The organism is Ferrovibrio sp. GW821-FHT12B10, from assembly GCF_058807515.1.
Map to the genome: position 1 here is coordinate 478481 of NZ_JBXAQT010000001.1, position 19365 is coordinate 497845.

17 protein-coding genes are annotated in these 19365 nt (G+C 63.4%); 11 read left to right on the forward strand and 6 right to left on the reverse strand.

All coding sequences use genetic code 11. The annotated features are described in order from the left end of the window. Window positions 1–112 precede the first annotated feature (112 nt). The 6 genes from AC1RRT_RS02540 (at window position 113) to AC1RRT_RS02565 (ending at window position 9114) form a co-directional block, all read left to right on the forward strand. A complete protein-coding gene (locus AC1RRT_RS02540; protein ID WP_493012081.1) occupies window positions 113–2428 on the forward strand; it encodes a methyl-accepting chemotaxis protein in 2316 nt (771 codons plus the stop codon). Between the two features lie 187 nt (window positions 2429–2615). Beyond that, window positions 2616–4631 carry a transketolase gene (gene tkt, locus AC1RRT_RS02545; RefSeq protein WP_493012082.1) on the forward strand — a complete coding sequence of 672 codons (2016 nt, stop codon included), beginning with the start codon at window positions 2616–2618 and terminating at the stop codon, window positions 4629–4631. A 111-nt stretch (window positions 4632–4742) separates the two neighbouring features. Continuing rightward, window positions 4743–6521, forward strand: coding sequence for an ABC transporter ATP-binding protein (locus tag AC1RRT_RS02550; protein WP_493012084.1), 1779 nt, complete (start codon window positions 4743–4745; stop codon window positions 6519–6521). A gap of 2 nt (window positions 6522–6523) precedes the next feature. Then, window positions 6524–7255 carry a lysophospholipid acyltransferase family protein gene (locus AC1RRT_RS02555; RefSeq protein WP_493012085.1) on the forward strand — a complete coding sequence of 244 codons (732 nt, stop codon included), beginning with the start codon at window positions 6524–6526 and terminating at the stop codon, window positions 7253–7255. Further along, window positions 7248–8231, forward strand: coding sequence for a tetraacyldisaccharide 4'-kinase (gene lpxK / locus AC1RRT_RS02560; RefSeq protein WP_493012086.1), 984 nt, complete (start codon window positions 7248–7250; stop codon window positions 8229–8231). Before AC1RRT_RS02555 ends, lpxK begins: the two co-directional genes overlap by 8 nt. Next, window positions 8224–9114, forward strand: a complete 891-nt coding sequence (locus AC1RRT_RS02565) for a lysophospholipid acyltransferase family protein (protein WP_493012087.1) — start codon at window positions 8224–8226, stop codon at window positions 9112–9114. The genes lpxK and AC1RRT_RS02565 overlap by 8 nt, the downstream gene beginning before the upstream one ends. 3 nt (window positions 9115–9117) lie before the next feature. On the opposite strand, the gene AC1RRT_RS02570 is transcribed toward AC1RRT_RS02565, so the two are convergent. Genes AC1RRT_RS02570 through xseA form a run of 3 tightly spaced genes read right to left on the reverse strand, consistent with a single transcriptional unit; the run spans window position 9118 to window position 11623 of the window. After that, window positions 9118–9936, reverse strand: a complete 819-nt coding sequence (locus AC1RRT_RS02570) for a M23 family metallopeptidase (RefSeq protein ID WP_493012088.1) — start codon at window positions 9934–9936, stop codon at window positions 9118–9120. Beyond that, window positions 9933–10154 carry a DUF2093 domain-containing protein gene (locus tag AC1RRT_RS02575; protein ID WP_492981770.1) on the reverse strand — a complete coding sequence of 74 codons (222 nt, stop codon included), beginning with the start codon at window positions 10152–10154 and terminating at the stop codon, window positions 9933–9935. The genes AC1RRT_RS02570 and AC1RRT_RS02575 overlap by 4 nt, the downstream gene beginning before the upstream one ends. Then, on the reverse strand, window positions 10154–11623 hold the full coding sequence (gene xseA / locus AC1RRT_RS02580) for an exodeoxyribonuclease VII large subunit (protein ID WP_493012089.1): 1470 nt from the start codon (window positions 11621–11623) through the stop codon (window positions 10154–10156). The genes AC1RRT_RS02575 and xseA overlap by 1 nt, the downstream gene beginning before the upstream one ends. 83 nt (window positions 11624–11706) lie before the next feature. Here xseA and purD point away from each other — a divergent pair, with 83 nt between their 5' ends. From purD to AC1RRT_RS02595, 3 genes are all read left to right on the forward strand, one after another. After that, window positions 11707–12978: a phosphoribosylamine--glycine ligase gene (gene purD, locus AC1RRT_RS02585; protein WP_493012090.1), complete on the forward strand. Its 1272-nt coding sequence runs from the start codon at window positions 11707–11709 to the stop codon at window positions 12976–12978. A 125-nt stretch (window positions 12979–13103) separates the two neighbouring features. Further along, the gene (locus AC1RRT_RS02590) at window positions 13104–14171 is read left to right on the forward strand and encodes a phosphotransferase (protein WP_493012091.1); all 1068 of its coding nucleotides are present in this window, start codon (window positions 13104–13106) and stop codon (window positions 14169–14171) included. A gap of 3 nt (window positions 14172–14174) precedes the next feature. Then, window positions 14175–15227 carry a phosphotransferase family protein gene (locus tag AC1RRT_RS02595; protein ID WP_493012092.1) on the forward strand — a complete coding sequence of 351 codons (1053 nt, stop codon included), beginning with the start codon at window positions 14175–14177 and terminating at the stop codon, window positions 15225–15227. 72 nt (window positions 15228–15299) lie between these two features. Here AC1RRT_RS02595 and AC1RRT_RS02600 read toward each other — a convergent pair whose 3' ends face one another. Then, a complete protein-coding gene (locus AC1RRT_RS02600; RefSeq protein WP_493012093.1) occupies window positions 15300–15650 on the reverse strand; it encodes a PRC-barrel domain-containing protein in 351 nt (116 codons plus the stop codon). Between the two features lie 299 nt (window positions 15651–15949). Here AC1RRT_RS02600 and AC1RRT_RS02605 point away from each other — a divergent pair, with 299 nt between their 5' ends. Together AC1RRT_RS02605 and AC1RRT_RS02610 are read left to right on the forward strand one after the other, a co-directional pair. Then, window positions 15950–16171: a hypothetical protein gene (locus AC1RRT_RS02605; RefSeq protein WP_493012094.1), complete on the forward strand. Its 222-nt coding sequence runs from the start codon at window positions 15950–15952 to the stop codon at window positions 16169–16171. Window positions 16172–16337: 166 nt separating this feature from the next. Next, window positions 16338–16886, forward strand: coding sequence for a sigma-70 family RNA polymerase sigma factor (locus tag AC1RRT_RS02610; protein ID WP_493012095.1), 549 nt, complete (start codon window positions 16338–16340; stop codon window positions 16884–16886). Window positions 16887–16966: 80 nt separating this feature from the next. On the opposite strand, the gene AC1RRT_RS02615 is transcribed toward AC1RRT_RS02610, so the two are convergent. Together AC1RRT_RS02615 and AC1RRT_RS02620 are read right to left on the reverse strand one after the other, a co-directional pair. After that, window positions 16967–18055, reverse strand: coding sequence for a M14 family metallopeptidase (locus AC1RRT_RS02615; RefSeq protein WP_493012096.1), 1089 nt, complete (start codon window positions 18053–18055; stop codon window positions 16967–16969). 32 nt (window positions 18056–18087) lie between these two features. Then, window positions 18088–19293, reverse strand: a complete 1206-nt coding sequence (locus tag AC1RRT_RS02620) for an acyl-CoA dehydrogenase family protein (protein ID WP_493012097.1) — start codon at window positions 19291–19293, stop codon at window positions 18088–18090. Window positions 19294–19365 lie beyond the last annotated feature (72 nt).

Here is a 19365-nt window from a genome sequence, read left to right on the forward strand (position 1 = left end):
TGATAACGTAAAGACCTTTATAAATCCCGACCTCTGCAACTCCGGCTACCTTCCCTGGGCTATTGAGTCACAGCGACCGCAAAAAATGCGGGTCGCTTCAGGGAGATTTGCAATGCCGACTTTATCCATTCGCACCACGCTGGGCCTGATCATCGGCGTCCTGGGATTGATGCTCATCGGCATCAGCATAACGGGGGTGACCGCCGCGCTCGATCGCAACCGGGCCGCACAGCGTGTCGCGACCCTTGCGCCGATTAGCCAGGCTTTTTTCACCAGCCTGCAGCAGCATCGTCTAGAGCGCGGCAACATTCTGATCTCTTTCCGCGCCGACGCGCCCGTCTCCAAGGAAACCGCCGATAACATCGTGCTCTACCGCGATGGGGCGCGGAATGCATATAACACTGGTTATGCCATGCTGTCGGCGTTGCCCGGCCAAGTAGGAGCCGCACCCTACCTGGCAAAACTGAAATCCGCGCATGACGCCGTAGAGGCTCTGCGCGGCAACATGATGACCGTCATCAATCAGCCCAAAGCTCAACGCAATGCTCAGGCCGCACAGGATTGGACGCGCGTGACCCAGGGCTACCTCGATGCCGTGGAAGCGGCGTCCGATTTCCTGGAATCGTCGCTGCAGTTGGTCGATCCGACGGTCGATCAGTTGCTGAGCGCCAAGCAGAATGCCTGGACGATCCGCAATTATGCGGGTTCGATGGTGCTGCGCATCCTGACCACCATGTCTGGCGGCCAGACCTGGACGATCAACGAGGTGGCGGCGCATGCCGACGATTCTGGCCGCGCCTTAACCGCCTGGGGTATTGTCAGCAGCATCGCAGCACGCAGTGAAACGCCGGCCGCCCTGCGAGATACCGTGAATACGGCAAAAACTTTCTTCAGCGGTCCCATTGCCAATGACCGTCAGGTGATCGTGAAAGCTTTCACCGCCGGACAACTTTCGCCGGTCGAGCAAGCGAAATACCAGCCGACCGTGACTGACAGTTTGAATATGCTGAACGCCATTGCCAATACAGCTTTGGCCGAACTGATCAAGCGTGCAGATAGCCAAGTAACCGAGACACAACAGAGTCTGGTCCTGAACGGCCTGATGCTACTCGTGGCCATCGCCGTCACCGTGATCGGCTTCCTGATCGTGCAATGGCGCGTCAGCGGTCCGATCCAACGCATGACCGGGGCAATGCAGGGTCTGGCCAGCGGCAACCTGCAGACCGAGGTGCCTTATGTGGATCGGGGTGCCGAGATCGGCCAGATGGCGCAAGCGGTTCAGGTATTCAAGGACAGTATGATCGCCCGCGCCGATGCCGAGGGAGACGTCGCGCGGCAGCGTGATGAATCCGAGAAGCGCCGCATCGAACGCGAGGCCCGCGAAAAGGCCGCTGGCGACGAGATCGCCGTGCTCGTCAACAAGGTGGCGGGCGGCGACCTGAGTGGCCGTATCTCCGAAAGCGGCAAGGAAGGCTTTTTCCTCTCCACCAGCCAGGAACTGAATCGCCTGACCGGCATGCTGCAGGCCATCACCGACGAACTGGCCGGTTCCATGGGCGGCATGGCCGACGGCGACCTGACTCGCACCGTGAAGGGCGACTATCAGGGCGTGTTCGCCCAGATCAAGACCGGCGTCAACAGCATGGCCGAACGCATGCGCGATTTCGCCCAGCGGCTGGCCGAGAACGCGGAAGCCGTAAAATCGGCCTCTTCGGAAATCTCGTCTGGCAGTCAGGATCTGGCCACACGCACGGAAAGCCAGGCGGCCTCGATCGAAGAGACCGCAGCCTCCATGCACGAGATCACGGCAACCGTGAAGCAGAATGCCGACAATGCCCAAGCCGCCAACCAGCTGGCAACGGCTGCGCGCAGCACCGCCGAAAAGGGTGGCAGCGTGGTGGCCGAGGCAGTGGAAGCTGTCAGCCGTATCGAAGGCAGTGCGCAGAAGATCAGCGATATCGTCGGCCTGATCGACGAGATCGCTTTCCAGACCAACCTGCTGGCGCTGAACGCTTCGGTCGAAGCCGCGCGTGCTGGCGAAGCCGGCAAGGGCTTTGCCGTCGTGGCGCAGGAAGTGCGGGCGCTGGCCCAGCGCTCGGCCAATGCATCGAAAGACATCAAGGCGCTGATCACAGAATCGAACGCCCAGGTCAAATCGGGCGCATCCTTGGTCAATCAGACTGGTAGCTCGCTCACCGAGATCGTCGGCGCCATCAAGAAGGTGTCGGATATCGTCGCCGAGATCGCGGCGGCGTCGCGTGAGCAGGCCACCGGCCTCGATCAGGTGAACACGGCGGTCGGCCAAATGGATGAAATGACCCAGCGCAACGGCGCGCTGGTGGAAGAGACCTCGGCCTCGGCCCAGGCCCTGGCCAACCAAGCCTCCGAGCTGGCCCAGCTGGTCGGTTTCTTCAAGCTGCGCGGCTGATTCCGGGCGACTCCGGCGGGCGGGCGATCCCGGCCGTCGGAACACCCTTCGACAAATCCCGGTAGAACTGGAATTTCCGCACGATTCCAGCGGCTTTTCGCAAGCCGGCAGCATGGGTTGACGGGGGCAGGTTTGCCCGGCATGGTCGCGCCCGATTTTGCTGCTTTCACCGCGGGATTTTGACCACATGCTGCAGGCCGCCACCGCCTTTCCCCGTCACTCGGCTCCGGTGAGCCATGCCGACATGGCCAACGCCATTCGCGCGCTGTCCATGGACGCCGTGCAGCAGGCCAATTCAGGCCATCCCGGCATGCCGATGGGCATGGCCGACGTCGCCACCGTGCTGTTCAGCCGCTTCCTGAAATTCGACCCGCAGAATCCGACCTGGCCCGATCGCGACCGCTTCGTGCTATCGGCCGGCCATGGCTCGATGCTGATCTATTCGCTGTTGCATCTGACCGGCTATGCCGACATGACGCTGGCCGAGCTGAAGAACTTCCGCCAGCTCGGCGCACGCACCGCCGGCCATCCCGAATTCGGCCATGCCGCCGGCATCGAGACCACCACCGGCCCGCTCGGCCAGGGCATTGCCACCGCCGTGGGTATGGCGATGGCCGAACGCGCGCTGGCCGCGCAGTTCAACGACAAGCTGGTCGGCCATTACACCTATGTGATCGCCGGCGACGGCTGCCTTATGGAAGGCATCAGCCACGAAGCCATTTCGATGGCCGGACACCTGAAGCTGAACAAGCTGATCGTGCTCTGGGACGACAACCAGATTTCCATCGACGGCCCGACCAGCCTCTCGGTCTCCGACGACCAGATCAAGCGCTTCCAGGCCAGCGGCTGGAACACCATGGCCGTCGATGGCCATGACGCCGATGCGGTCGCCGCCGCGATAGCTGCCGCGCAGAAAAGCGACAAACCCAGCATGATCGCCTGCCGCACCGTGATCGGCTATGGCGCCCCAACCAAGGCCGGCACCGCCGCTACTCACGGTTCGCCGCTGGGTGGCGACGAAATCAAGGGCGCGCGCGAAAAGCTCGGCTGGCCGCATGCGCCGTTTGAGATTCCGGATGCGATCCTGAAGGCCTGGCGCGCCGTAGGCACCGCCGGCGCCGCGAAATTCGCTGACTGGAGCAAGCTGCTCGCCGCCCTGCCGGCCGCGCAACGCGCCGAATGGGATCGCCGCCTCAAGGGCGACCTGCCGGCACAGTTGAACCAGACCATTATCGACTACAAGGCCAAACTGAGCGCCGACAAGCCGAAATGGGCGACGCGCAAGTCCTCGCAGATGGCGCTGGAAGTCATCAATCCCGTGGTGCCGGAAACACTGGGTGGTTCGGCCGACCTCACCGGCTCGAACAACACCAAGACCGCGACCCTCGCGCCGGTGAAGCCTGATGATTTCAGCGGCCGCTACATCTATTACGGCGTGCGCGAGCATGGCATGGCAGCGGCGATGAATGGCATCGCGCTGCATGGCGGCTTCATCCCCTATGGCGGCACCTTCCTGGTCTTCACCGACTATTGCCGCCCCTCCATCCGCCTCTCCGCCCTGATGCATCAGCGCGTCGTCTATGTGATGACACATGACTCCATCGGTCTGGGTGAAGACGGCCCGACCCATCAGCCGGTCGAGCATCTCGCCTCACTGCGCGCCATCCCGAACCTGCTGGTGCTGCGCCCGGCCGATGCGGTGGAAACTGCCGAAGCCTGGCATGTCGCCCTGCAGAGCAAGGATCGCCCCACCGTGCTGGCCCTGACCCGTCAGGATCTGCCCACCGTGCGCAATGACCATACAGCCGACAATCTGGTGGCCAAGGGCGGCTATGAACTGGCGGCTGCCGACGGCGCCGCCGCCAAGGTCACGCTGCTAGCCACCGGTTCAGAGGTCGCCATCGCCATGGCGGCGCGCGACCTGCTGCAGAAGGATGGCATCCCGACCCGTGTGGTCTCGATGCCCAGCTTCGAGCTGTTCGACGCCCAGGATGTCGCCTACCAGGAAAAGGTGCTCGGCCCGAATACGGTGCGCATCGCCGTCGAAGCCGGCGTACGCCAGGGCTGGGACAAGTATCTCGGCATCAAGGGCGGCTTCATTGGCATGAGCGGCTTCGGCGCTTCAGGCCCGATCGACCAGCTCTACAAGCATTTCGGCATCACGGCGGAAGCCGTGGCCGCAGCGGCCAAGCAGCGCCTTTAAGGCAGCCGTAGCAGCCCCAGTTTTCCCGGCCCGGCCGCCGTCAATGGTGGCCGGATGCGCCTCCGCATGCTATAGGAGCCGGCATAACTCCTTGATTAGGACTGATTTCCGGTGATATCGCCCGCCCCTTCCGACGGCCGCCAGGCGGCTCCCGCCAGCAGCACCAGCCTGCTACGCCGGTTGCTGGTAGAGCAGGTCCGCCCCCATCTCGGATCGCTGGCTCTCGCCCTGATCAGCATGATCGTGGTGGCTGCGATGACGGCGGCGACCGCCTGGCTGCTCAAGCCCGCCATCGACCAGGTCTTCACCCAGCGCGATCCCTACTGGACCGTCATGGTGCCGGTCGCCGTGGTGATCGTGGTGATCATCAAGGGCGTAGCCACCTATTTCGAAGGCACGCTGATGACCAGTTTTGGCGAGCGCGTCATCGCCGATACGCAGATTCGCCTGTATAGCCATTTCATCCGTGCCGACCTGGCTTGGCTGCACGAGATGCATTCGGGCAAGCTGATCGCCAGCTTCCTTTATGATGCCGGCTTGCTGCGCGAGGCCGTCACCAAGGCCATGACCGGCCTGGTCAAGGACGCGCTCAGCCTGATCTTCCTCACCGGCGTCATGTTCAGCATGAACTGGCAGTTTGCACTGATCGTCTGCGTGATTTTTCCCTTCGTCGGCCTGACCACGCGTCGTCTGGGCAAGAAGGCGCGCAAGAATTCCGCGCGGGGCCAGCAGGAAACCGGCAAGCTGACCACGATCCTGAGCGAGACCTTCGAGGGCGCGCGCATGGTCAAGGCCTATGGCATGGAGCAGCGCGAGATCGAGCGCGCCCGCACCTCGGTCGATGCCCGTCTCAGCCATCTGATGAAAGTGGTGCGCGCCCGCGCCGCCGCGAGTCCGGCCACCGAAGCGCTGGGCGGCATCGCCGTCGCCGTGATCATCTATATCGGCGGCACCAGCGAAACACTGACGCTGGGCACGCTTACTGCCTTCATCTATGCGGCGCTGACCGCCTACCAGCCTTTGAAGTCACTGGCGACGATGCAGACGTCGATGCAGGAAGGCCTGGCGGCGGCCGAGCGCATCTTCGGCATCCTGGACATACAGCCGACGATCAGCGAGCGCGCGGATGCCAAGCCGCTGCAGATTGGCACCGGTGAAATCCGCCTGGAGAATGTTGTCTTCCGCTATGCGACCGACAAGGCCGCCCTGCAGGGCATCTCCCTGGTGGTGCCGCCGGGCAAGAAGGCCGCGCTGGTGGGCGCGTCCGGCGCAGGAAAATCGACGCTGCTGAATCTGGTGCCTCGTTTTTACGACGCCACCGAAGGCCGCGTACTGATCGACGGCCAGGATGTGCGCGACGTGACGCTGTCCTCGATCCGTCGCAGCATCGCCCTGGTCAGCCAGGAACTGACACTGTTCGACGACACCATTCGCGCTAACATCGCCTATGGCCGTCCCGATGCCAGCCAGGTCGACATTGAATCCGCTGCCCGCCATGCCGCGGCCCATGACTTCATCATGGCACTGCCGCAGGGCTACGACACGGTGGTTGGTGAAAACGGCGTCAAGCTGTCCGGCGGCCAACGTCAGCGCATTGCCATCGCTCGCGCCATGCTGCGCGACGCGCCGATCCTGTTGCTGGACGAAGCCACCAGTGCGCTGGACACGGAATCCGAGCGCCTGATCCAGACGGCCTTGAGTGAACTCATGCGCGGCCGCACCACCCTGGTTATTGCCCATCGCCTGTCCACCGTCATTGATGCCGATGTGATCTTCGTGCTCGACCACGGTCGCCTGGCCGAACAAGGCAGCCATGCCGAACTCTTGGCCCGCAACGGCATCTACGCCCGCCTCTATGCGACCCAGTTCGCCGTCGAGGCCGCCGTCTGACCATGGCCGGACTGTGGAAGCGCATCCAGCGGAGCAAGCCGGCGGTTCGGTTCGCGGCGGATGCCATCGCGTTCTATGTGCGGCTGGTGCACCGGACCACGCGGTGGGAAATCCGGGGCGCCGAGCATCCGAACGGCTACTGGGCTGAGAACAGGCCGTTCATTCTCGCCTTCTGGCATGGCCGCCTGCTGATGATCCCGCCGACCTGGCGGCGCGACCGCACCATGCACATGTTGATCTCGCAGCATCGCGACGGCGAGCTGATCGCCCGCGCCATGGATCCCTTCGGGATCGGCACCGTGCGCGGCTCAGGCGCCAAGGAAGGCAAGAAGGACAAGGGCGGCATGGCCGCCCTGCGCCTGATGGTGCGCCAGCTCAAGCTGAACGAATATGCCGGCTTCACCCCCGATGGGCCACGCGGGCCGCGCATGCGGGCGGGTTCCGGAGTCGTGGCCGCCGCCCGGCTGGCCAAGGTGCCGATCATCCCTGTTACCTATGCCGTCACCCGATGTCGCGTGGTAAACTCGTGGGACCGCTTCATCCTGCCGTGGCCCTTTAACCGTGGTATTTACCTCTGGGGCGAACCGATCGACGTGCATAGCGACGAGAGCGAAACGCTGGAACAGGCCACCTTGCGAGTCGAGGCGGTGATGAATGCGATGTGCGCCGAGGCCGATCGCCATTGTGGCCACGAACCCATCCTCCCGGCCCCGCCGGCAGCCTCGAATGGCTAGGCGCACGCCCGCCTTCTGGCAGGCAGGCGCCAGCTCCCGCCTGCCATCCCTGCTGCAGCCGCTTTCAGCCCTCTACGGTGCGGGCAACCGCCTGCACCAGCGCATCGCCGGCACCCAGGAGATTGGCCGTCCGGTCATCTCCATTGGCAACCTGGTCGCCGGCGGCGCCGGCAAGACCCCCACAGCCATCGCCCTGGCTGGCCGCCTGCGGGCGCTGGGCCAGCAGCCCCATATCGTCAGCCGTGGCTATGGCGGCCGCCTGGCCGGCCCCGTACGGGTCGACCCGGCCCGTCACAGCGCCGCCGATGTCGGTGACGAGGCCCTGCTGCTCGCGGTCGTGGCCCCCACCTGGGTCGGCCGCGACCGCCCGGCCGCCGCCCGGGCCGCCGTGGCGGCCGGCGCCAGTTGCATCCTGGCCGACGACGCCCATCAGACCTATGCGCTGGCCCGGCAGGTCAGCCTGCTGGTGGTCGATGGCGGATATGGCTTCGGCAACGGCCGGCTGCTGCCTGCCGGCCCCCTGCGGGAAACCATCGAGGACGGCATCGGTCGCAGCGACGCCATCGTGCTGATCGGCGAAAAGACCGTGCCTCTGCCCGATTTCGGCCGTCGCCCCGTCTTCACCGCCAACCTGGAACCCAACCCAGCCGATGCCGTGCGCCTGCGCGGACGTCAGGTCCTGGCCTTCGCCGGCATCGGACGGCCGGAGAAGTTTTTCATATCGCTGCAACAGCTGGGCGCCACAGTCGTGAAAACCGAAAGTTTTCCCGACCACGCGCCCTACAGCGAGGACACGATCATGCGGCTGGTGGAAACCGCCCATCGCCTGAACGCCATTCCCGTCACCACGATCAAGGATTTGGTGCGTCTGCCGCCATCGGCGCGGCAGATGGTGGACACCCTGCGCGTCACCCTGGCCTTTGCCACCCCCGACAAGGTTGACGCCTTCTTCACGGAAAAACTGCGCCGTGTTTGATCGCGCCGAACCGCATGAATATGTCGCTTACTGGGGCGCCCGTCTGGCGCTGGCGATGTTCGGTGCGCTGCCGCTGGAGCAGGCCTCGGCCTTCGGCGGCTGGATTGGCCGCACGTTGGGGCCGTATTTCCCTGTTCATCGCAAGGCGGTCCACAACCTGCAGCGCGCCATGCCGGAGCTCGATCAGAAGCAACAGCAGGCCGTGCTCACCGGCATGTGGGACAATCTCGGCCGCGTGCTGGCCGAATACGCCCATCTGCCGAATATTGGCGACGACATAGCTGCCAATACCGGTCGCGTGGAAATTGTCGGCCTCGAGCATATCGAGGCCATTCGCAACAGCGACAAACCGACGATCTTTTTCTCGGCGCATTACGGCAACTGGGAATTGCTGGGCCTGACCGCCGCGCATCACGGCCTGCCGCTGGTGCAGGTCTATCGCGCGGCCAACAATCCACTGACCGAAGAGTTGCTGCAAAGCCTGCGCGCGCCGCTGGGCGGCCGGCATGTGCCCAAGGGCATCAAGGCCGCACGTGAAATCCTGCGTACCCTGAAGGACAATGACCGCGTCGCCATGCTGGTCGACCAGAAGATGGCCAACGGCATTGCCGTGCCCTTCTTCGGTCGCGATGCGATGACGGCTCCGGCGCTGGCCGAATTCGCGCTGCGCATGGACTGCCCGATGGTGCCCGCCTATGTCGAGCGCCTGGATGGCACGCACTTCCGCGTCACCATCGAAGCCCCGATGCAGCCGGAAAAGACCGGCAACGCCCAGCAGGATGTCTACAACACCATGCTACGGGTGAATGCAAAGATCGAAGGTTGGATTCGCCAGCGGCCGGACCACTGGTTCTGGGTCCATGGGCGCTGGCCGAAGGACTGATGCCTAGGGTTTTGGCGGCAACAGCCGTTGTGGATCGAGTCGCACGTCGAACCAGTTGAGTCGCCAGTCAAGATGCGGCCCTGTGGCGCGGCCCGTCGCCCCCACCGTACCGATCTGCTGCCCCTGTTTCACGCGCTGCCCTACCTTCACGGTGATGGTCTGCAGATGCGAATAGGCGCCGTTGATGCCCATACCGTGATCGATGATTACGGTGCCGCCGGTGTAATAAATATCCTTCTCGGCCAGTGTCACCTCGCCATCAGTGGTCGCCACCACCGGACTGCCGGCGGGTGCGGCGATATCGAGGCCGTAATGCGGCGCACGCGGCTCGCTGTTGAGAATTCGCTGGCTGCCATAGACACCCGAGATCGGACCTTGCGCCGGCCAGATCCAACCCTGCATGAAATCCTGCACCGGCGTGTTGCGCTGGCGCACCGCGGCGATCTGCGCATTCTCGCGTTTGATACGCTCCAGCAGTGCGGGCGGCGGCGTCACCTGCGCCGGCGGCAGACCATCGATGCGCTGGATGTCATAAGTCTGCGGCGCAATCTTCAGGGCGAGAGTTTCGCTTTGGCCGCCGACATGCCGGATGGTGAGTTTCGCCTGTGCCGGCTCGTCGCGACCGAAGCCGAAGACGAAACGGCCATCTTTCGCGATGGGCACCGGCCGCTCGCCCAGCATCATCTGGACCCCCGGCTGAGCAACACCGATCACCATGCCACCCTGGCTGAAATCGCCCGTCCAGGTCAGGCCCGCCGGCGCGTCGTTGGCCGCAGCTGTCCCGCTGACCAGAAGCAGCAGGACCGCGAGCCAGCGTATCATGCGCGCTTCACCGGATCAGTCATCATGCCCTGCGTTGCCACCACGCTGTCGGCATAGGCTTCCTGGCGGTCGACGTTCCAGTAGCGCAGCCGTTCCAGCGGGATGCGCTGGCCGGTGACGGCGCAGGTGACATAAGAGCCGGGAAAAACAATATCGAAGGCCCCGTGGCGGTAATGCACCCTGGCTTCGGTCTCGCGCGGCAGCGACGGAGTCTGCATCAGAACAGCTCTTCCTGTTTTTTGGCAGGAGCCGCAGGCGGCTCGACCGGACGGCTGCGACGCGGCACAGATGCCAGAGACGGCGGCGCAGTGTCAGCGCCATCAATATGTGCCTGACGGCGACCGTCCTGCATCTCGATGGTGACGGTAGAACCGGCAGCCATGGCGGCAGCGGCATTCAGCGCACGCCCGTCCTCGCCATAAACGACAGCGAAGCCGCGCGACAGGACATTTTTGTAGGATAAGCTTTCCAACAGCTTGGACGGCTGGGTCAGGCGCTGCATAGCATCGGCCTGGCGCTGGCGGATGGCGCGCAGCAGCCTGGCATCTGCCTCAACCAGACGGCGGCGATAATCCGTCGCCTCGCGCCGCAGCAGCGCCGGCCGCAGCTTGGCCATCATGGTCTCCATGCGCGACCGCTGCGCGGCAACACCGACGCGGAGCGCATGCCGCAGGCGATCCGACAGGTCGTCGAAGCGCTGCCGCGCCATGTCGAGCTGCTCGCGCGGACCGCGCAGGCCGCGACCGAGCGCATCCAGATGCTGACGCTTCTCGCGCGCCATGCGAGCCATGCCGCGGCGCATGCGTTCGTCGAAACCGGCAACCGTGTTGACCAATTCCAGGCGCACCGGCACGGCGATCTCGGCCGCCGCCGTCGGTGTGGGCGCACGACGGTCGGAGGCAAAGTCGATCAGCGTGGTGTCGGTTTCATGGCCCACCGCCGAAATCAGCGGGATTTCGGAGGCAGCAGCGGCACGCACCACCACTTCCTCGTTGAAGGCCATCAAATCTTCCAGGCTGCCGCCCCCGCGCGCCACGATCAGCAGATCGGGACGCGGCACAGCTCCGCCTTCAGGCAGGGCATTGAAGCCGCGAATCGCCTTGGCCACCTGCTCGCCCGCGCCTTCACCCTGTACCAGCACCGGCCAGACCAGCACATGAGTCGGGAAGCGGTCGGCCAGGCGATGCAGGATGTCGCGAATGACCGCGCCGGTGGGCGAGGTCACCACGCCGATCACGCGCGGCAGATAGGGCAATGGGCGTTTGCGTTCGGGTGCGAACAGGCCTTCGGCGGCGAGTTTCTGCTTGCGCTGCTCCAGCAGCGCCATCAGCGCGCCGAGGCCGGCGAGCTCCATGCGCTCGACCACCATCTGATACTTGGAGCGGCCGGGATAGCTGGTCAGCTTGCCCGAGCAGATCACCTCCATACCGTCCTCGGGTTTGACCCCGAGCCGGGCGGCGCTGCCCTTCCAGCACACGCCGTCCAGGACCGAATCGGCATCCTTGAGCGAGAAATACAGATGGCCCGACGCGGCCCGCTTGAAGCCGGAAATCTCGCCCCGGACCCGGACCCAGCCGAAGCCTTCCTCGATGCTGCGTTTCAGGCGCAGTGAGAGCTCGGTGACCGTGTATTCGGGCACATTTCCCGGGGTCGCCGGGGCACCCGTATTTTCGTCGAATTCACTCATCCGGGAGGCCTTGCGTCTGCTTTCCCCATGATACAAACATTGCCGCCATTCCTCCAGTCGCCCAAGACGTCCCAGGGGACCATATGAACCTTCTCGTTATCGGAAACGGCGGGCGTGAACACGCCCTGTGCTGGGCCCTCTCTGCCTCGCCGCTGGTCAACAAGCTGGTCTGCGCGCCCGGCAATGCCGGTATTGCCCAGGTTGCCCGACTCGCCCCCGTCAATCCGCTGGATCGTGAGGCAGTGCTGAAGCTTTGCCGTGACGAGCATATTGATTTTGTCGTCGTGGGACCGGAGGCTCCACTGGTGATCGGCCTGGTCGACTATCTGGAGGCTGCGGGCTTTGCCTGCTTCGGTCCGACCGCTGCCGCTGCCCGGCTCGAAGGCTCGAAAGGTTTCACAAAAGATATCTGCGCCAAATACGGCATCCCGACCGCCGCCTATGGTCGTTTCAAGGACCAGGCTTCGGCCGACGCCTTCATTCGTAAGCAGGGCGCACCGATCGTGGTCAAAGCCGATGGCCTCGCCGCCGGCAAGGGCGTCACCGTGGCGATGACGCTGGATGAGGCCCTGGAGGCTAATGCCGCGCTGTTCGCAGTGCCCGGTGCCGAAGTCGTGATCGAGGAATTTCTGGACGGTGAGGAAGTCAGCTTCTTCGCGTTGGTCGACGGCAAGAATGCGCTGGCGCTGGCCTCGGCCCAGGATCACAAACGCGTGGGCGATGGCGATACCGGCCCGAATACCGGCGGCATGGGTGCCTACTCGCCGGCCCCGGTACTGACCCCGGCTCTGCAGCAGGAAGTGATGCAGCGCATCATCCTCCCCACGGTCGACGCCATGATCAAGGAAGGCTCCCCGTTCAAGGGTGTGCTGTTCGCCGGCCTGATGATCACCAAGACCGGCCCGCAACTGATCGAATACAACACCCGCTTCGGTGATCCGGAATGCCAGACGCTGATGCTGCGCCTGAAATCCGACCTGTTGCCGGCGTTGATGGCGTCGCGCGACGGCGTCCTGAAGGATTTCGACCTGCGCTGGAAGGACGAGGCCGCGCTTTGCGTGGTGATGGCCGGCGAAGGCTATCCCGGAGAACCACGCAAGGGCACTGTCATCGAAGGCCTTGATGCCGCTGCGGCCGAGGCGGAGACCATTGTTTTCCATGCCGGCACCGTGGAACGCGCTGATGGCGCTATTCTCGCCAATGGCGGCCGCGTCCTGGGCGTCTGCGGTGTAGGCAAGACCATCGGAGCTGCACAGGCCCGCGCCTATGCCGCCGTGGACCGCATACGCTGGCCCGAAGGCTTCTGCCGTAGGGACATCGGCTGGCGGGCCATCGCGCGCGAACAGGAAAACTGACCGCAGACCAACAATAACAACAGCATCCGCCCGGGTTTCATAGGCGGTTGCGTCCCCCTGTCCCGCTTGTCTATCGTAGGACCCGAGCGCGCGTATCGACGCTCCAAAGACAAGAGGAAACAGGTATGAGCGATCAAGACCGCTTCGTCGGCACCATGCCGGTGCAGGAGCGCCACAAGTTCGATGAAGGCGCGCTGGAAACCTGGCTGAAGGCGAATGTGGCCGACTATCGCGGCCCGCTCACGGTGCATCAGTTCAAGGGCGGCCAGTCGAACCCCACCTTCATGCTGGTGACACCGGCGAAGAAATACGTCCTGCGTCGCAAGCCGCCGGGCAAATTGCTGCCGTCCGCCCATGCCGTCGACCGTGAATACCGCGTGATCACCGCGCTGGGCCAGACCGATGTGCCGGTGGCCCGCACCTATGGCCTGTGCGAAGACGACAGCGTGATCGGTACGGCCTTCTATGTGATGGACTGCGTCGAGGGCCGCATCTTCTGGGACCAGCGCCTGCCCGAGCTGAACCGCGAGGAGCGCGCCGGCATCTTCGATGCAATGAACCGCACCATTGCCGCCCTGCACAAGGTCGATTACACCGCCATAGGCCTGGGCGATTACGGCAAACCGAACGATTATTTTGCCCGCCAGATCGCACGCTGGAGCAAGCAGTACAAGGCCTCGGAAACGGAAGAGATTCCAGCCATGGACAGCCTGATCGAATGGCTGCCGGCCAATATCCCGCCCGGCGAGGAGACCAGCATCGTCCATGGCGACTACCGCATGGACAACATGATCTTCCACCCGACCGAACCACGCGTGATCGCGGTACTGGACTGGGAATTGTCCACGCTGGGGCATCCGCTCGGCGATTTCAGTTATCACCTGATGTCCTGGCGCCTGGCGCCGGAAACCTTCCGTGGCGTCGCCGGCATCGACTTCGCCGGACTGGGCATTCCCACCGAGCAGGACTATCTCGCCGCCTACTGCAATCGCACCGGCCGCGACGGTATTCCGCATCTCGACTTCTACATGGCCTATAACATGTTCCGGATCGCCGGCATCCTGCAGGGCATCATGGGACGAGTGAAGGACGGCACCGCCGCTAGCCAGCATGCGATCGAGTCCGGCAAACGCGCCCGACCGATCGCCGAGCAGGCATGGGCGCTGGTGCAGAGGATGACGGGGAGCAAATAAGGCATGGCGGCAGCCGACCTGACCCCCGTACAACCGCAACACCGGTTCGACGAGGCCAGGTTGGCGGCGTATGTCGCCAAGCATCTGCCCGAGTTCAAGGCGCCATTGACCGTCCAGCAATTCAAGGGCGCCGCTGTCAACCCAGCCTTCATGCTGCACAGTCCCGGCCGCAACGCCGTGCTGCGCAAGCGCCTGCAGCCCCGCAAAGGCTCCACCCTCGCTGCCTCCATCGAACGCGATTTCAGCTTGCTGAAAGGGCTGCATGCCTCTGGCATGCCGATCGGCGCGCCGCTGCATGTCTGCACCGACGAAAAGGTGATCGGCACGCCCTTCTACCTGCTGGATCACGTGCCCGGCCGGCATTTCCGCGATCCCAACCTGCCCGGTATGGATGCCAAGCAGCGCCAGGCGCATTACGAGGCCATGGCCGATACGCTGGCCCGCGTGCATGCCCTGCTGCCCCAGCAGACCGGCCTGCCAGCCAATGGCAGCGGACTGGACTATCTGACTCGCCAGGTCGGCGCCCTGATCGAACAGTACCGCACCAACCAGACCGAAGAGATCAGCGCCATGGAGCGTCTGCTCGCCTGGATGCCTGATCATGTACCGGCTGACGACGTCACCAGCCTGATGCATGGCAACTTTCGCCTCGACAGCCTGACCTTCCATTCCAGCGAACCGCGTGTGGTGGCAATCCATGATTGGGACCTGGCACTGATCGGCCATCCGCTGGCCGACTTGGCGATCAACTGCATGCCATGGCGCGTCACCATTCCAGGTATGGGCAGCCTGCAGGGCATCGACTTCATGGAAACCGGCATCCCGGGTGAACCCGATTACATCGCCGCCTATTGCCGATGCAGCGCGCGCCAGGATATTCCGCACTGGAATTTCTACGTGGCCTTCGCGTTGATGCGCGTCGCCGTCACCGCACAGGGGATCATTAAACGCAACCAGGGCAAGCCCGGCACCGAGACCGTGACCAAGGCCTATGTCGCGCTGATGCGGTCGGTCGCCAATCAGGCCTGGACGCTGGTGGACGGCGACGAGGAATAACCGGAAAGAGGAATGAAAAAAGGGCGCTCCGTCTCCGAAGCGCCCTCTTCTGTTCATCCGCTGGACGGACGTTTACATCCAGAACGGGGGGACGCCGTAATAGTCGTGAACCTTGCGGCCCCAGCTCTCGTCTTCCCAGTTCAGCCGTTCGTCGTTGCCATAATTGGGTGCGCCTTCCAGCTTTTTCTTGTCCAGGTTAACGACATAGCCGCCCTGCTTGCTGTCGTATTTCAGCATGCTCCAGGGCAGCGGGTGGTGTCGGTCACCGATTCCCAGAAAACCGCCAAAGGACATGTCGGCATAGGCAACCTTGCCGGTCGTCTTGTCGATCATGACATTATTGATGGAACCCAGCTTGTCGCCGGACGGATTGTAGACGGTGGTGCCTTCGACCTTGTCGGCCGAGATCAGGCGGTCAGTCATGGTGTTCCTCCATCTTAAAAACTGCCAAAAAATCGAGACGGGACAGGCAGTTCGTCCCGCGTGACTGGGTAACGGGATGCCCGGTAGAGGGTTCCTGTCAGCAACGGGCTTTTATGACCGCAGACCCATTTCTCTCAGCCACAGAGCGGTCGCATAAAATCTGGGGAACCTTGTAACCGGTCCGTCATTTGGCATTGGAGAATGCAGTCGTCGGTGGCGGCTGCGGCAGGCAGGAAATCGGGCCATATCGGCCGATCACTCTGGGGCGCCGTGGGCCAGTGGCCGCGGCGGGTGGGCAAATGGAAAAGCACAACAAGGACATGATTGAAGCATCCGAGGCCGGTACCATGAGTCCACAGTCGTCAAACTATGCCGACGACTTCACTTCGGATGGGGTCCAAAGCCCTGAAAGCCGCCATTTCAATGAATGGCTCGACCGGGTCCTGCCGCTACTTCAGCAGCAGCTGGCCAACCTCGGGATCAGCAATATCACACCCTCGAAAGCCGACTCAAAGCACTGAAAATACACAGGATTTCCTGAGTTTTCAGGCTTTTTTGGTCCCAGCTTTATCACAGCATGTCCCAGCCTTGTCGCTGGCTGCAAATCATCGCGACCACCATCCTCTGTGTCAGAGACGCCCACTGTTAAGCCCGTCATTTCTGTACATACATAAGAGGACGATCCCCATGACCGACAATATTCACGGCCTCCTGCTGGATACCCTCCCCTCCCTCAAAGCCTTTTCCATCATGCTCACCCGCGACCGCCAGTGGGCTGAAGACCTGACCCAGGAGACCGCGCTGCGCGTGCTGGCTAAATCCGACCAGTTCCAGCCGGGCACCAATTTCAAGGCCTGGGCCTTCACCATCATGCGCCACCAGCATATCGACCAAGCCCGCCGTCGCCGCCGTGAAGCCACCACCTTTGGCGACAACACCGCCATCGAGAACCTGATGGCCGTCAAGGCGCCGCAGGAAGACAGCCTGGTGCTGGGCGAACTGATGACTGCCATTGGCAAACTGAACAAGGCCCAGCGCGAGACGCTGGTCCTGGTGGTCGGCAACGGCCTGTCCTACGAGGAAGCCGCCAAGGTCTGCGGTTGCCCGATCGGCACCATCCGCAGCCGTTTGGCCCGCGCCCGTCAGGAGTTGGAGCGCATGATGATGGGCGAAGAGACCCAGCCGCGCGCTGCCGACAGCACCCGCGAAGAGCGCCTAGCCGAGCTGCACCACTAAGCGCAGGCCCATAAAACACGAATGGCGGCAGGAGCAATCCTGCCGCCATTTTTATGTTCGCTGTTTTTCGTGAAGGCTTGTTAGCCCTCTAGGCCGCGGAAGGCCCGCAGCGCAAAATCGGCGGCGCGACCGAAGATCGCGGCCTTCCAGGCCGGCGTATCGGTATAGAAGGCATCGCGGATCTTCTGCTTCAGGACCGGCGCCAGCGGGCTGTTCTTGTCACCGCGTGCATACAGCCAGTGATCGCCGCGCAGTGCATCCGTCACCAGCTGCCAGGGTTGGGTGCCGTATTCGAGCGCGATCGCCGTCACCTCAATGGATTTCGGCAGACCCAAGAAGGCCTCCGGCACCGTACCGGTGACTCGTGCCGAGGTCGAACTGCCGTCATTCGGGTTGGTGACTTCCGGACCGAACATGGTCTTGGCGCGATCGTAGAATCCCTTGTCCTCCGGACCGACATAGATCGGCTCGCCATAACCCGTCGGACCCAGACCAGTATGGAAGTCGATGCTGACCAGGCGCTTAGTGCTGGCCGGCACATGCTCCTTGAGAATGCGGCGGAAGGTGTCGTTCGACCAGGTCGGTTTCTGACCGCCGAAGAACAGACCGTCGGGGCGCGAATACTGACCGCCTGACATCGCTGACTGGAAGGCAAAGGCGCCGTGCTTCTGCTGGTAGGCGAGGATCGCCTGATCAGCAGCGGACCGGCCCTGACCTTCCCAGTGCGGTGGCAGCAGCAGGTCATGCACCTCTTCATAGGCCGTATTGACCGGCAGTGGTTTGCCGAAATCTTGGAAGTTGCGGTTCAGGTCGACATTGTCTTCCGTCACACGACGGATATGGGCGAAGCCGTAGGGGTTGATCGCATGGATCATCACCGCCTTGGTCTTTGCAGGCATGGCATCAAAGAGCTTGTCCCTGAAATGCCCGATCTGGGCGCCGGAGCCGCAGAAGCCCTCGGCGCCATGGGTGCCGGAGATGGTGAGATACACGCCCTGCGCATCGGCCGGGCCGAGACAGGCCACATCGGTGGTCAGCATCTCGCCGTTCGGGCCTTTGGCATTGGGGTTTTCATAGGTCGTCAGGGTCGCTCCCGCCGCCTTCGCCTCGGCCCGGAACTTGTCGCGGGCCTCGGCATAGGTGGCGGAGAAGTAGGACTCAACAGTCATGGGGAGGCTCTTGTTTTTGTGGTCGTTAGAGGTCAGTTCCAGCGTTCCAGTTCGAGACGACCGATCTGGTTGCGATGCACTTCATCCGGACCGTCGGCGAAGCGCAGGGTGCGCGCCTGCGCATAGGCCGAAGCCAAACCGAAGTCGTTGGACACGCCGGCCGCGCCATGCACCTGCATGGCCCAGTCGATCACCTGGCAGGCCATGATCGGCGCCGCAACCTTGATCATGGCGATTTCCTTGCGGGCCGCCTTATTGCCGACCGTATCCATCTTCCAGGCCGCATGCAGGGTCAGGAAGCGGGCCTGGTCGATCATGATACGAGCATCGGCGATGCGCTCCAGCGTTACGGTCTGGTCCGCCACCGGCTTGCCGAAAGCGACGCGGCTCTTGGCGCGCTTGCACATCTTCTCCAGCGCGCGCTCGGCCTGGCCGATCAGGCGCATGCAGTGATGGATGCGGCCCGGGCCGAGACGCCCTTGTGCGATCTCGAAACCGCGGCCCTCGCCCAGCAGCATATTGGAGGCCGGCACGCGCACATTCTCGAAGGTGACTTCGCCATGGCCATGCGGCGCATCGTCATAGCCGAAGACCGGCAGCATGCGCAGCACCTTGACACCCGGCGCATCGCGCGGCACCAGGATCATTGACTGCTGCAGATACTTGTTCGGGTTCTTGGCGTCCGACTTGCCCATGAAGATCAGGATCTTGCAGCGCGGATCGCCGATGCCCGATGTCCACCACTTGCGGCCGTTGATCACGTATGAGTCGCCATCCTTGCGGATTTCGGACTCGATGTTGGTGGCATCCGACGATGCGACGGCCGGCTCGGTCATCGCGAAGGCCGAGCGAATCTTGCCGGCCAGCAGCGGCTCCAGCCATTCCTTCTTGTGTTCCTCGGTGCCGTAACGCTCCAGCACTTCCATGTTACCGGTATCCGGTGCCGAGCAGTTGAACACTTCAGGCGCCCAATGCACGCGGCCCATGATCTCGCAGAGCGTGGCGTATTCGTGGTTCTTGAGGCCAGCGCCGCGCTTGCTCTCAGGCAGGAACAGGTTCCACAGGCCCTGCGCCTTCGCCTTTTCCTTCAGCTCTTCCACCACGGCGGTCGGCTGCCAGCGGTCGCCCTTGTCCACTTCCTCGTGGAAGCGGTGCTCGTTCGGATACACATGATCGTCCATGAAGCGGGCGACCCGTTCCTGCAAGTCTTTCACCTTGTCAGAGAATTCGAAGTCCATTGTTTCCATCCCATTTGATAGTGAACCGATAGCGGTAGGCCGAGGAGTGTATGCCTCGTCGGCGGCTCCGGC